Raw genomic sequence first — 13,447 nt, 5'->3', positions numbered from 1 at the left:
TGCCCGAACAATACAAAGCACCCGATCGTGATTATTTGGGACACTTGCCGACGTATCCCGACGATCACCGGCCCTTAAAATTCTGTTGCAATATTAAAATGCACTTTGGGGTCGCCTTGGTACACAGGCTTAAGATCAATTAATGGGAAGCCTATATCAAGTGCACCGACAAAATATTTCCACATCTGAAAACGGGTGCCTACACCGGCACTCGCCAGTTCATTAGTTGCCGCATTGCCTGGTAAGGCGCGTTGTGTCCACCCCTTACCTGCGTCGAGAAAGACCAACGCTTGCAACTTATTAATGTAATCAAGCTTGGTGGACACCAGGCGCGGTGATCGCCATTCAAACGAGCCTATGATGCCATCATCGGTCAAAGCCTGGGTCTCAAAATAGCCACGTATGGATTGCATACCGCCTAAAGAAAACTGTTCATTACTGATAAGCGGCGAATCGGCGAGCTGCCCGGAAAAACGGCTAAAGAATTCCATGCCGTAAGGCAATTCATGGGTGAAATTTACACCGCCCAACAGCACCGCATAATTTGATTGGGCAAACAGCCGTTTTTCCTCAAACTCAGCTTGCGTATTGCCCAAACCGCGCATTGAGAAATTGACCCCTACGTTCATGGATGTGAACGATTTCTCACCTCTTACCGATGAGTTATATTGCAAGGTAAAGGGCAAATAGCTGATAGGGGTTTTGATACTGTCTGAACTGATCAGCTTCAAGTCTTCTTTGAAATCCTTGTAATCTATGCCGGCAACGATTGAATGGGAATAATTTTTAATTGTTGGCAACGGCTTAATGAACCTCGCCCCAAAAATTTGTCCGTTACCGATAACTGACAAGGCCCCGCCGCTAGCTATCTGGGCATTTGAAGAAGAGCTGACCCCGTAAAGGGCCAATTTCGCTGAATTATCAAAGAGAGGTAACGAATACGTCCCGACGATGACATCCACCTCATCACTTTCTTCCGGAGAAACCTGATAGGTAAAGGATGCACTGTGAAACTTTTGCCACAAGTTATCGTAGTGCAGGGTTGATACCAAACGTAACAAACTGGTCGAAGAGGTGTTCCTGCCATTTAGCGCGACACTGCCATGCAAAGGCAAATCATCTTTCACCTTTAAATCAACGTCTACCGTACCTGGCGCCTCACCTGGCCGTAGGATGGGGGTCACTTTCCGGTCATTGCTCTGGCTATCAATTGCAGCAAGTTGTTCCTGCATTTTCGGCATATTTGGCACATGCCCTTCTGCGAGCTCAGGCACGCCAGCCTTGATACTGCCCAAAGAAAAATACCGCGAATCCTTGACCCGCAAGCGTGACACCTTACCTTCAACAACCTGTAGGTAAACGACGCCATTTTGTACATCTTGCTCAGGAATATCGACACCAACTGTTTGATAGCCTTGGTCATGGTAAAGCTTTTCCAGCGCACCCCGGGCTTTTTCAACCGTTTCTATGGTTTTTTTGGGGCCTAGAAAAGGATAAACAGTACGCTCCAGCTGTTTACGTTCCAACAGGGTATTGCCCTTAACACGCAATTCAAATAAATCAAAACGTGGATCCTGGCTTTCTGCCTGCTCCGCGGCAGAAATAACAGGCAGATAGCTTCCCAAAAGAATACTGAAAACTACTGACTTAACCAGTAGACCCCGCTTAATATCGAATAAAGGCATGTGTATTTAGTGATCTGATTGGGTTCAGCGTGACAATTTGCCGACTGTGATAATCGGCAGCATACTTATCAACTGGACACCTAGATAGAATGGTTAATGACAGACTTTCTAACCATTTTATGAAGCTTATATTAATGTTTGATGACAGCGCCTTGATGGGCGCACCAGTCCGGTTTAATGGCCTTCCCTAAGCCGTTTAAAAACATCCGCCTTCTAAAATGCACAAAGCCAACCGTTCTAAAACGGTTGGCTTTGGTTTTTCAGCAATCCTTCGCTTTCGTCCAATACTTTAACGGCATTGCACCGTTAAAGACGAAGGAATTAATTCAATTGCAGACCCTGATTGTTGTTATTAGGGTTGTTTGAATAGATCAATGGGTTGCGGCAGTTGTTAGTTGCCTGGGCATCAGTACCTGGGAAAACCGCATGGCTTAATGGGTTAACCGGTTTAGCAAGATCCACCGTGCCATTCACGAGCGCTGGATGGGTTGAGTTAGGCACAGCGATCACACCGGAAGTACCAAAGGTATGGGTTCCAGTTTTGGTGTTGACAAAGCTGATCACCGAAGGCGTTGTAAATGAGCTAACAATTTCCAACACCAGGTTTTTCAACGCGCCTGATGGCAAAGTATTGACATTATATTGGAAAGTGGACTCGACCCAGTCTGGATACTTGCCGTTAACGACATTTTTCAGGATTGGCGCGGCGCCGTCAATCTTGACAAAACGGTAATTCTTGCTCAAATCAGCGTTTTTATCTAATGATTGGATACCAATCGCCCAACGCACCGCAGTGGCTCCTGGCGCACCATAAGCCGAAGCAGGCGCGAAAGAACCCGCGCTATTGGCGGCGCCAGAATCCAACTCATCCATACATTCAGCCAACCCGCCGCCAGATGCCATGGCATGGACAATAGGCCTTAAGGCCGATTCTACCGTTGTGTTAATTGGGTTGAAAGCTTTATAGTTCGCTTGACCAGGCTCGGCATAAGCAGAGTGGTCAAAATTTTGCACCATTTTAGAAGAACCTGATGAACAGCCGTTGTTCAAAAATTTAACGCCAAATTGCGCTTTAGTGCCTGAGCCGACAGTACGGCTACAGATATGCACTTTAGCGTTGGCTGGCTTGTTTTTCGCAATAGTTTGATCAAATAGGTTAGTAAGGGCGCTTGTTTTAAGCTGTGTCCATTGGTGGATTTTGCCCGCACCCGCAGCTGGCGCACTGATATTCGCCTTCAATGGTGAAACTGGGGTCGGATAGGCAGCAAATAAATCAGCGATCTGGTCGGAGCTTAAATTTGGCATACAATTCACTGAGTCCGCAGTATCCACTCCTGTTCCTGCAACATCGGTATAACCGGCATTGCTTGGGTTACAGTTGCTGGCGGTAGGGAATTGCGCTTGCTGCAAGGCATTACGCAACTTGGTGCTGACAATGACACCAAAAGCTACGCCCGGACCAGGAACAATTTGATAAGTTGAAGAGGTAGGGCTTGGTGGCAACGGAGGAGTGGTGCCAACAGGGGCATTTTCAGTGCCTACAGAAAAGATTTGTGGATTGACATCTGACAGGCCAAAAGTAGGCGTTGCAAAAGTAGCGTTAGTTGAACTGTTGTAATCGCATGTCTTGATACTGGCAAATGTTGTTGAAGTTGCAGTGGTACATGCAGTGGGGTTAGTGGTGACGTTCAAAAACGCAATTTGCGCAGGGTTCACGACAGGAACGACACCCTTGCCTGAACCACCTTCGTTACGTTTGTAAACTAACAAGTTGGATTTGGTGATGCCAGCAGGGATAGCGGTATCAGGAGTTGCGCTACCATTAGCGGCAGTATTCAATTCACAAATATAAGCCTGTTGGTTGCTACCACCCGTACCCAAATCAACAAATTTATGGACAGTGCCTGCTTTACAAACGCCTTCGTTTGAACCTACAGTCAAGCCCCTTTCGATCAAATCAGACAACGCGGATGAGCCTGACAGGTAAACGATAGTGGTGTCGTTCAAAGTGACCGCATCAGGCATGTTGTTTGCATTGAAAGTGATGGTTGCTTGGGCAACACCACCGAATAAAGCAGCAGAAACAGCCGCCCCTAATAATATTTTTTTCATGTTATCCTCTTAAACTAAAAATAAAATACTGCACTAATACTCAGCGGGTACAAATTAGGTATCTTTAACACTTAGGCTCACATCCTTCAGCTAAGACCTCAATTTCTTCCAAGCATTTAAATAAGTGGCAAACTAGCCTTCCGTGTTTAAGCAATACGCACCACAAGCGCCATCCTTCAATAACACCCGTAGCCTTACCTCAACTGCTGTTATTTTTTCACAGTTAATCAGGGCAAATGGTTACAGCTTCGTTAAAATTACATGTAATGTATTACGTTTGTATTTCATTTACGGCTTTCTTACCCGCCGTAGTATTTCTGTAACATTTATCTTTTATCTTATTCGGGATTGATGAACCACCAACACCAACAGCTCCCAGGGAGTTGCATCTTGAACGAATTAAAACAAAGCATTTCACTACGGCTGGTTGATAGCGATAGGGCCGCTGTACAAGCCATTGCTTCACGCCTGTATGTCAGGGAATCCGATATTTACCGTTTTGCAATTAATTATCTAATTAATAGGTTCAGCTGCCTATTCGATGACACCTATACAGGTAGCGACCTATTGCCCTCCATGCTGGAGATAAGGGCGGAAATTAACCATACGTTAGGCCTTAAAAGGCACCAGCTCGAAAAAATCATTAATGGCAACAACCTTAATCCTGACAAATATGTTGCCATGTGTGATATTGAGCTATTATTGATGCCACAACATCTACTCAAACAACGGCTCCTAAAGTTAGATGAGTCACCTAAAAACCAAACAGATGTTGAAACCTGGCTTAAAGATTATTTAACTGAAAAATACCATTTGCTGGCTGTTGAAAAAAAGACCGTGTTTGATGATTTCATCATCCCTAATAAAAAACCAAGGCCGCTCGATAACCAATAATGCATTAGCCAATCCCTCACCAAATAAAAAACAACCTACAGGAAAACTACCATTATTTTGAATTCTGCCGTGCTTAGCGCCATTAAACGTGAATTCTTCCTGCCTGCTTTTGCAACGGTTCTGGCCTCGTGTGTTTTACTGTTGGTTGTTATTGACAAAGTGCCCCAACCCCCCTCCCAAAGCCTCCCTGCCGATACACCCGACACGGAAAGCCCTGTAACGGAAGCCATTACCACTGATCCATCCCCAATCAGCACTTGGCATTTATTTGGCCAATCACCGGACATACCCCATGCAGGTAGCGGTGAAACCCCCGCCATCCCACAGGAATTGAAATTACGCGGCGTGTTTTATCTAGGCCCCCACTATCAGGCCCGTGCTATTATCGAATCTGCCGACCAGACACAAAAAACCTATCAGGTAAACGCCCGGCTTCCTGGCGGCGAAATATTGATAGCCATTGGACAAAATAACGTTACCCTTCTTATTAACAACCAAGAAACAACGCTGCCGTTAAGCAAATTCGAACCTTCCCCTGAAGCCCTCGAGGCAACGCCACCCCAGTAGCAAGCTTGCATGGACATTGTCCCGTACCTACTAAATCATTGACACACTTTTGATTATGCCTTTTCGATTATTGATCGCCGCCCTCCTCTTATCTGCCTGCATGCTAGCCAAGGCGGATAAAGATGAATTCACCTTGAATCTTAATGAAGTCGACATGCGGGTCATGATTGATACAGTTGCGGACATCACCGGCAAAAATTTTATTGTTGACCCTCACGTCACCGGCAAAGTCACCGTCGTGACCGCCAAACCGATGCGGGCTTCGCAAATCTACGAGATTTTCCTCTCCATCCTTAAGGTGCATGGCTTTGCCGCCGTGGCGGACGGCAATATTGTCAAAATCGTCCAAAACGTCAACGCCAAACAAGAGCTTAACCAACCTGGCAAATATGCAGGCACCGATGAGCTGCTGACCAAAGTCATCCAAGTGCATCATGTCGATGCGGTGCAGCTGGAACAAATCCTCCTCCCCTTGATGCCGCAACACGCGTTCATGTCGGCTTTCCCCGACAGCAACGTCATTATCCTGTCTGACACCCTGGGAAATGTGAACCGCTTGGCGCAGATGATCGGTCAAATTGACCAACAAGGCAATTTGAAAATTGATGTCATCAAGCTCGAACGGGCCGACGCCGAAGAAGTGACCAAAACCCTGACAGCCCTGCTCGCCAGCAAAAACACAGGCAAAGCCGGGGCATTCATTCCTGCGCTAGTTGCTGACGGACGGACAAACAGCATCCTGGTCAGCGGCGACCCGGCTTCACGCGCACAAGTGCGGGCATTGGCAAATGACCTTGACCATCCGGTTGCGGATACGGGTGACACCGAGGTCATTTACCTGCATTACGCGCTGGCCAAAGACCTGGTGGAAACCCTAACCGGTGCCCAACAAAAAACCAAAGGCGACATCAATGCAACCAAAACCGAAACCACCACACCAAAGGATTTTGATGTCCGCGCCGATGAAGCGACCAACGCGCTAGTCATCACCGCCGATGCCGAAAAAATGCGTTCCATGAAAGCCGTCATCCAACAGCTGGACATACGCCGCGCCCAAGTCCATATCGAAGCCATCATTGCCGAAATCAATTACAACAAAGACCAAAAAATTGGGGTTGACTGGAATACGGGCAAACAAAACGGGGTGGTTGGGAATGTCAACACCTCCGGCAATAAAACCACCAGCCTCAGTGATTTTATTACCAGCGCTGGCAAAGGCCTGAGTGTCGGGTATTTTATCGGTGGCGAATTGCAAGCTTTATTGACCGCCTTTGCCGAAGACAATAACGTCAACATCCTGTCCACACCGTCTTTGGTCACGCTAGACAATGAAGAAGCCAATATTTTGGTCGGGCAAAACATCGGGATCAAAACCGGCAGTTTCACCACCAACACCAGCGGCTCCAGCAACCCGTTCACGACCCTGCAACGCCAAGACGTCGGCATCAAACTGATCGTCACGCCGCAAATCAACGAAGGCAATGCGATTAAACTGAAAGTGAAACAGGAAGTGTCTAGCGTCGACACCACCACCGCCGATTCGGAAAACGGGGTCACGATCAACAAACGTGAAATTGACACCTCCGTGCTGGTCGACGACAGCAAAATCCTGATCCTCGGCGGACTGATGCAGGACGATGTCGAAGACACCATTACCAAAGTGCCCTTGTTGGGCGACATCCCTTATCTGGGCCGTTTGTTCCAATACAGCAACACGGCGGTCAAAAAGAAAAACCTGATGGTGTTCATCCGCACGAAAATTTTGCGTGACCAAGAATCTTCGTCGTTAATATCGAACAGCAAATACAATGACATTCGTGTCCGTGAAGAGCAAATGGGTAAAAAAGGCGTCTTTTTGATGCCGCAAGAACACGGGCCGGTGCTGCCCAAGCTCGCGCCTACCTTTCCAAGGCCCTATACCTCGCCATCCTTACAAAAATGATGTCCGACACTTCCGTGCAAGAGCCGCAAGCAGTGACTGCCCCCCCTGATGTGGTGGGTTTGAAGCTGCCGGCCTACAGCTTCGCCAAACGCCACGGCATCCTCGTGCAATATGGCAATGCCATCACCCATGTGCTGTATCTGGACAAAACGCCCAACCTGGCCTTGTTTGAAATCCGCCGTTTCTTAAACCAGCCCGCGAGCTTCGCCAAAATCAGCGAAGCCGAATTTGAACAAAAACTGCAAACCGCTTACGAACAAAAAGCCGGGCACGCCCAGCAAATGGTCGAAAACTTAAGCGACAATCTCGACCTTGCCGATATGGCGCAGCATTTGCCGACGCCCGAAGATTTGATGGAAAGCGAGGACGAAGCGCCGATCATCCGTCTGATCAACGCACTGCTCACCGAAGCCATTAAAGAAAACGCCTCGGACATCCACATCGAATCCTACGAAAAACGCATGGTTGTGCGTTTCCGGGTCGATGGTATTTTGCGCGAGATTATCGAGCCGCAACGCGAATTTGCCTCGATGGTGATTTCGCGTTTGAAAGTCATGGCAAAACTGGACATCGCCGAAAAACGCTTGCCGCAAGACGGGCGCATTTCCTTAATCGTCGGTGGACGCACGGTCGACGTGCGTGTCTCCACCCTGCCCTCCGGCTATGGCGAACGCGTAGTGTTACGAATACTAGACAAACAAGCCAACCAGCTCAGCCTGAAACAATTGGGCATGAATCCCGACGAGTTGGAAACCATCCAGCACATGATTAGCCGCCCGCACGGTATTATCTTAGTGACAGGGCCTACAGGTTCAGGCAAAACCACCAGCCTATACGCGGTGCTGAACCAACTTAATGAACGTACCCGTAACATTCTAACCGTCGAAGACCCGATTGAGTTTTATCTGGACGGCATCGGCCAAACCCAAGTCAATAACAAAGTCGAGATGACTTTCGCCAAAGGCTTACGAGCCATCTTGCGCCAAGACCCCGACATCGTCATGGTCGGCGAAATCCGCGACAAAGAAACCGCCGAAATCTCCGTGCAAGCCAGTTTGACCGGACATTTGGTATTATCGACCTTACACACCAACACCGCCGTCGGCGCAATCACCCGCTTGCGCGACATGGGCGTGGAACCGTTTTTATTGGCCTCCAGCTTGGTCGGCGTCATCGCCCAACGGCTGTTACGCAAACTCTGCCCGATCTGCAAAAAAATCGAGCGGGTTCCGGCGCAAGATTTGTACAGTTTGGGTTATCCAGCACAAGCTAATACCCTCGGGGGCACAAGCGAATGGATCGAGATTTTTCAGCCCGAAGGTTGCGACAAATGCAAACACAGCGGTTTTAAAGGCCGAGCGGGGATATTTGAATTGATCGCCATTGATTCAACTATGCGCAACATGATTAACGAACATGTCGGCGAACAGGAGCTGGAACAACACGCCCGATTGGCTTCGCGCAGCATCCAGCAAAGCGCATTGGCGAAAGTGTTGGCGGGTGAAACCAGCTTGGATGAGGCGATACGAATTACGCAGAAGGAATAAATTTTAACTATGGGTTGAGAAATTAAAACGAATGAACGTCTCAAAAAAATTTACTAAATTCCAAAACATAACAGAAAGGCTTTTTGCCAAAAGAGTTACATTATTAACTGACATTAAAACACCAGTGATTAAAAGAAACCCTTATGGTGTACTTAGTTTTACTTGGGATTGCTCATGCAAGGAAATTGAAGACATGTGTGTATTTATTACCCCAAAAGAAATTACCTTGAGTTGCAAAATCGCACATATCCATTTTGCTTCAAGTAAACATTCCGAAGAAAATCTCACAAACCTTAAAAAAAAGCATCAAATTGTCGATAACAGCATTCAATTTGCCTATCAGTTTCTACAAGGAGAGATTGCAGCTGTTATTTCATATGATGAAAATGAAAAAAAACATAGCTACGGTTTTTGCAAAACAAACGAGCTGTCTTCGTCGTTAAAATATTATCAACAGGTGTTTGGTTCTGGAATGACCCAACGAGCTTGGATATGGACGGGAGAAATTATATAACTTGTAGGATGGGCTGACGCAAGGAAGCCCATCAACATTGCAACCGATGGGCTTCCTTGCGTCAGCCCATCCTACATTCAATAACGGTTATATCCTGAAACCATGCCAGCCTTCGAATACCAAGCCGTCAACTCCAAAGGCCAAACCCAAAAAGGCGTGTTCGAGAGCGACACGGTCAAATTGGCGCGGCAACAATTGCGTAGCCAAGGTTTGACCTTGCTGGAACTGCATGAAGTCCAGAAAAAAGAACATAAAACCCAAAGCAGCTTCTTCGCCCCGCGCATCAGCTTGCGGCAAATGGCGCACATCACGCGGCAATTGTCAGCCTTGTTGCGCTCCGGTTTGGCGATAGACGAGGCGTTGGGCATTATCGCCAAACAACTGGAATCGGCAGGGACGCGGCGGATTTTGTTAGGGATTAGGACGCGCATCCTCGAAGGCCAAAGTTTCGCGCAAGCTTGCAATGCTTTCCCCAGCACTTTCTCGCCGTTATATCGCGCCACCGTTGCGGCAGGTGAATCGTCCGGCAAACTGGACCAAGTGCTGGAACGGCTCGCCGATTACCTCAGCGACAAAGGCCAAATCCACAGCAAACTGCAAATGGCGATGATTTATCCGGTCATGCTCACGGGCGTGTCGATTTTGGTGGTGATCGGTTTGCTGACGTATGTCGTGCCGGAAATCACTAGCGTCTTCGACAAAATGGATCAAAAACTGCCTGCGCTGACTATGGGGTTGATTGCTTGTAGCGATTTTTTTAAGGCTTACGGTTTATATCTGTTAATAGGCATCGCCACGGCATCAGCCATCAGCAAAGCTATTCTAAGAAATCCTAAACCACGCTTGGCTTTCCACCGCTTTCTGCTCACCGCTCCCGTGATTTCACGCTTCACCAAAGGCATCAACACCGCCCGCTTCACCCGCACTTTAGCGATTTTGACCAATAGCGGTGTGGAATTGCTGGAAGCCTTGAAAATCTCCAGCCAAGTGTTGGCGAATAACGCGATGGAAAAAGCGGTAGAAAACACCGCCCTGCGGGTGCGCGAAGGCCAAAGCCTGAACAAAGCCCTAGAGAAATGCGGCTTCTTCCCGCCCGTGACCATTCATTTGATCGCCAGCGGCGAAGCCAGCGGACAATTGCCGCGTATGCTAGCCAACGCCGCCGATGACCAAGAACGGGAAATGGAAGCTCTGACCGAACTGACCATGGGCTTGTTTGAACCGGCGTTGATTTTGTTCATGGGGCTGGTGGTGCTGACGATAGTGCTGGCGATTTTGCTGCCGATTTTTGAGATGAACCAATTGATTCGGTAAGGCGACTATTTATTAAATATTGCGCTGGTTCCCAAGTTCTAGCTTGGGAACCAGCATCAAAGAAATTGACTTTGTAGGATGGGCTGAACGAAGGGAAGCCCATCGTTTACAGACTATTTTGATGGGCTTCCCTTCGTTCAGCCCATCCTACACTGCTTTTTTGTTAAGGAAACCAACATGAACAAAAAAAACCTCTCCGGCTTCACCTTGATAGAAGTCATGATCGTCGTCGTCATCTTAGGCATTTTGGCCTCCATCATCGTGCCGAAAATTATGGGCCGGCCTGATGAAGCCCGTGCCACCAAAGCCAAGCAGGACATTCGCGCCGTCACCGCCGCTTTGGATTTATACCGTCTCGACAATTACAGCTACCCGACCACCGAACAAGGTCTGGAAGCTTTAGTGACCAAACCCAACGGCTTAGCGGCGGGGGCGAATTGGAAAAAAGGCGGATATTTGGATAGCTTGCCTGTTGATCCGTGGAACAAGCCGTATTTGTATCTGCAACCGGGTGCACATGGCGAGTTTGATTTGTATTCGCTGGGCGCGGATGGTGTTGAAGGCGGCACGGACGCGGGTGCGGACATCACCAATTGGGAACAAAAATAAACTTGCCAACGCATCAGCAATTGGGCGAATCATCAAGCAGGACGGGATTTGCAACCCCGTCCTTAACGTTCAACAAACTATTATGCGTAAAGCTCGCAACGGAGGGAAAATGGCGAACGCAACTGAACAAAGCGTTATCTGGGATTACTACAAGCCAAGGCATACGCATTCTTGGAACATGCTTCAAATAGCCGCACAGCATCTCGTTAAGACTGCTGATCTGATTGATTTCGAAACAGAATATGCTTGGGAAAACCTAATTATCCGTCTTGCGCTATATCGTAACGTAGTGAAAACACTGACCAGACTGTCCGTAGTGGAACGCGAAGCGATACAGGCACTTGACCGTTTTGATTCCGCTTTTACGCAAAATGGGAAGAACGCGCTCATAGCACTAAGAAACATGTTTGAGCATTTTGATGATTACGCAGCTGGATTGGGACGAGGCCCTGCTGAAAGAGATGTAGATTTAGATCCTTGGCGTCTTATTGGCGTAGAGGAATATAGTCGTGGTCAATTTAAAATTCAGCTTGTCTCCTCTATGGAGGCCGCTAATAATCTGCGTTCTGATTCAAAGGATATTAGCGATAAGTTTATCCATTGGTATAAAAAAGAAACGCAATGATGCCCGCGCGCCCCTCTCGGCTACAATCGAAAAACGAAGTTTATGACCATATGCAGTGTAGATAAATTTTCGTGTCTTTCGTGGAAAAAATCCTTAGCTTGATGCGTATGGATAACCATTCAGTTAAGGGCTTCACCTTGCTGGAATTGCTGATCGTGATCGTCATCATCGGCATTATGGGCAGCTTGGTGACACTGTCGATGCGCTCCGGCACCCAAGGCGACCAACAACGCCAAGAGGCGGAGCGCATCGTGGCTTTATTTAATCTGGCAACGCAAGAAGCAATGGTGCGCGGAATGCCGATAGCCGTGGAATGTAACCGTCATGGCTACCGTTTTTTAAACCTAGCCGATGGCGAATGGCGCACAGAAACCGGGGACGCGATTTTTCGGGAACGGACATTACCCGTGCAAATGGTTTTATCACTGATGCTCGACAAACAACCGTTAGCTTTGATTGAAACCACAATAAGCACGACCAAACCTGATCCGCAAATCATTTTCACACCTGATGGCGACATGAATTTGTTCGACATCACACTAACGCTAAACGATAGCGAAGCCAGTTTTACCGTAAGCAACACCGCCAAAGATGGCCTGATTATATCCGCCCACAGCACGGCACAACCCTGATGATTGCGCGAAACAGTAAAGGCTTCACCCTGCTGGAAATCCTCATTGCCTTGGCGGTGCTGGCTATCGTGATGATTAGCCTAATAAAAATCACCTCTGATAACAGCCGCAATCTTTGGCACGTGGAAAACAAAACCTTGGCGGGGATCATCGCCAGCAACCACATCACCCAACTGCGTTTGTCTACAGAACTACCCGAACAACAAGACGGCTGGGAGACGATGGCGAGACGCAAATGGTACTGGCAAGTGCAACGCCCAGTCACTAGCAACGCTTTGGGGCTGTGGCAATACACCGTCAACGTGTTTCTGGAAGGTGACAAAGACCCGTATATCACGATGACCAGCTTGATTGCCAAGCCCGTCAAACCGAAAACGGAGTAAAAAAACATGTTTTTTTACTCCATAAAACACAAAGGCTTCACCCTGCTGGAATTGCTGATTGCAATGGCGGTATTCGCGATCATGTCGGTGATGGCGTATTCGGGATTAAAAATCCTGCTAGATGCCCGCGCCCAAACCAGCATCAAATCGGCACAATTATCCGAGCTACAAATGGCCTTGTACCTGCTTAACGAAGATTTGCTGCACAGCGTCACGCGTTCGGTGCGCGACGATTACGGCACCGATGAAATGGCGATGCACGGCGGCATGGATGGCGAAATTTTGACCCTGACCCGCAGCGTCCCGGCCTGGTCCGGGTACCAGTCCGGTAGCCAATTGCAGCGCATCAGTTACCGTCTGGAACAAGGCGCGTTGTACCGCTATGTGTGGACGACACTAGACCGCACCCAGCAAAGTGAATCTAGGCGACGTAAACTGTTGGCATTGGAGAACCTGCAATTGCGGTTTTTTAAAGACAATTGGACAACATTTTGGTCGGCGAATGAAACGCCTAAAGCGATGGAGATGACATTTACCGTACAGGGATTGGGTGAAATTAAGCGTTTGTTTTTTATCCATAGCTAAAAGCCATGCCTATTTCATTTTATTCTTCTATCAATGTA

13 protein-coding genes are annotated in these 13,447 nt (G+C 48.0%); 11 read left to right on the top strand and 2 right to left on the bottom strand.

Features of this window, described 5'->3' with window-relative positions:
• Positions 1-74: 74 nt before the first annotated feature.
• Complete coding sequence (locus METMI_RS0111460; RefSeq protein ID WP_051102329.1) at positions 75-1,685, bottom strand: ShlB/FhaC/HecB family hemolysin secretion/activation protein; 1,611 nt, start codon at positions 1,683-1,685, stop codon at positions 75-77.
• Between the two features lie 321 nt (positions 1,686-2,006).
• Positions 2,007-3,797: a hypothetical protein gene (locus tag METMI_RS0111455; RefSeq protein ID WP_019866439.1), complete on the bottom strand. Its 1,791-nt coding sequence runs from the start codon at positions 3,795-3,797 to the stop codon at positions 2,007-2,009.
• A gap of 390 nt (positions 3,798-4,187) precedes the next feature.
• Between METMI_RS0111455 and METMI_RS0111450 the strand changes: the two genes are divergently transcribed.
• The 11 genes from METMI_RS0111450 to gspJ all read left to right on the top strand — a co-directional run bounded on the left by METMI_RS0111450 (position 4,188) and on the right by gspJ (position 13,409).
• Positions 4,188-4,691, top strand: a complete 504-nt coding sequence (locus METMI_RS0111450; protein WP_156829825.1) for a hypothetical protein — start codon at positions 4,188-4,190, stop codon at positions 4,689-4,691.
• Positions 4,692-4,748: 57 nt separating this feature from the next.
• On the top strand, positions 4,749-5,258 hold the full coding sequence (locus tag METMI_RS0111445) for a type II secretion system protein N (protein WP_019866437.1): 510 nt from the start codon (positions 4,749-4,751) through the stop codon (positions 5,256-5,258).
• A gap of 55 nt (positions 5,259-5,313) precedes the next feature.
• Entirely contained in the window at positions 5,314-7,200 is a 1,887-nt protein-coding gene (gene gspD / locus METMI_RS0111440) for a type II secretion system secretin GspD (RefSeq protein WP_156829824.1), read from the top strand.
• Positions 7,197-8,747, top strand: a complete 1,551-nt coding sequence (gene gspE / locus METMI_RS0111435) for a type II secretion system ATPase GspE (RefSeq protein WP_019866435.1) — start codon at positions 7,197-7,199, stop codon at positions 8,745-8,747. Before gspD ends, gspE begins: the two co-directional genes overlap by 4 nt.
• 31 nt (positions 8,748-8,778) lie before the next feature.
• A complete protein-coding gene (locus METMI_RS0111430) occupies positions 8,779-9,261 on the top strand; it encodes a hypothetical protein (RefSeq protein WP_156829823.1) in 483 nt (160 codons plus the stop codon).
• A gap of 102 nt (positions 9,262-9,363) precedes the next feature.
• Positions 9,364-10,575: a type II secretion system inner membrane protein GspF gene (gene gspF / locus METMI_RS0111425; RefSeq protein ID WP_019866433.1), complete on the top strand. Its 1,212-nt coding sequence runs from the start codon at positions 9,364-9,366 to the stop codon at positions 10,573-10,575.
• Positions 10,576-10,752: 177 nt separating this feature from the next.
• Positions 10,753-11,184 carry a type II secretion system major pseudopilin GspG gene (gene gspG / locus METMI_RS0111420; protein ID WP_019866432.1) on the top strand — a complete coding sequence of 144 codons (432 nt, stop codon included), beginning with the start codon at positions 10,753-10,755 and terminating at the stop codon, positions 11,182-11,184.
• 109 nt (positions 11,185-11,293) lie between these two features.
• Positions 11,294-11,809: a hypothetical protein gene (locus METMI_RS0111415; RefSeq protein ID WP_019866431.1), complete on the top strand. Its 516-nt coding sequence runs from the start codon at positions 11,294-11,296 to the stop codon at positions 11,807-11,809.
• A gap of 107 nt (positions 11,810-11,916) precedes the next feature.
• Positions 11,917-12,441, top strand: a complete 525-nt coding sequence (gene gspH, locus METMI_RS25475) for a type II secretion system minor pseudopilin GspH (RefSeq protein ID WP_019866430.1) — start codon at positions 11,917-11,919, stop codon at positions 12,439-12,441.
• Positions 12,441-12,824 carry a type II secretion system minor pseudopilin GspI gene (gspI, locus tag METMI_RS0111405; protein ID WP_019866429.1) on the top strand — a complete coding sequence of 128 codons (384 nt, stop codon included), beginning with the start codon at positions 12,441-12,443 and terminating at the stop codon, positions 12,822-12,824. Before gspH ends, gspI begins: the two co-directional genes overlap by 1 nt.
• A gap of 6 nt (positions 12,825-12,830) precedes the next feature.
• Positions 12,831-13,409, top strand: a complete 579-nt coding sequence (gspJ, locus tag METMI_RS0111400; RefSeq protein WP_019866428.1) for a type II secretion system minor pseudopilin GspJ — start codon at positions 12,831-12,833, stop codon at positions 13,407-13,409.
• The last annotated feature ends 38 nt before the right edge of the window (positions 13,410-13,447 follow it).

The organism is Methylovulum miyakonense HT12, assembly GCF_000384075.1.
Lineage (GTDB): Bacteria > Pseudomonadota > Gammaproteobacteria > Methylococcales > Methylomonadaceae > Methylovulum > Methylovulum miyakonense.
The sequence above is the reverse complement of the archived record's forward strand: the minus strand, read 5'-3'. Positions and strand labels throughout refer to the sequence as shown.

What these genes read in the sequence shown, in the direction of transcription:
- gspE (WP_019866435.1), top strand. Translation starts at nt 7,197, where the DNA reads ATGATGTCCGACACTTCCGTGCAAGAGCCGCAAGCAGTGACTGCCCCC.
- gspI (WP_019866429.1), top strand. Translation starts at nt 12,441, where the DNA reads ATGATTGCGCGAAACAGTAAAGGCTTCACCCTGCTGGAAATCCTCATT.
- gspJ (WP_019866428.1), top strand. Translation starts at nt 12,831, where the DNA reads ATGTTTTTTTACTCCATAAAACACAAAGGCTTCACCCTGCTGGAATTG.
- gspF (WP_019866433.1), top strand. Translation starts at nt 9,364, where the DNA reads ATGCCAGCCTTCGAATACCAAGCCGTCAACTCCAAAGGCCAAACCCAA.
- gspG (WP_019866432.1), top strand. Translation starts at nt 10,753, where the DNA reads ATGAACAAAAAAAACCTCTCCGGCTTCACCTTGATAGAAGTCATGATC.
- METMI_RS0111415 (WP_019866431.1), top strand. Translation starts at nt 11,294, where the DNA reads ATGGCGAACGCAACTGAACAAAGCGTTATCTGGGATTACTACAAGCCA.
- METMI_RS0111460 (WP_051102329.1), bottom strand. Translation starts at nt 1,685, where the DNA reads ATGCCTTTATTCGATATTAAGCGGGGTCTACTGGTTAAGTCAGTAGTT.
- METMI_RS0111430 (WP_156829823.1), top strand. Translation starts at nt 8,779, where the DNA reads ATGAACGTCTCAAAAAAATTTACTAAATTCCAAAACATAACAGAAAGG.
- gspH (WP_019866430.1), top strand. Translation starts at nt 11,917, where the DNA reads ATGGATAACCATTCAGTTAAGGGCTTCACCTTGCTGGAATTGCTGATC.
- gspD (WP_156829824.1), top strand. Translation starts at nt 5,314, where the DNA reads ATGCCTTTTCGATTATTGATCGCCGCCCTCCTCTTATCTGCCTGCATG.
- METMI_RS0111455 (WP_019866439.1), bottom strand. Translation starts at nt 3,797, where the DNA reads ATGAAAAAAATATTATTAGGGGCGGCTGTTTCTGCTGCTTTATTCGGT.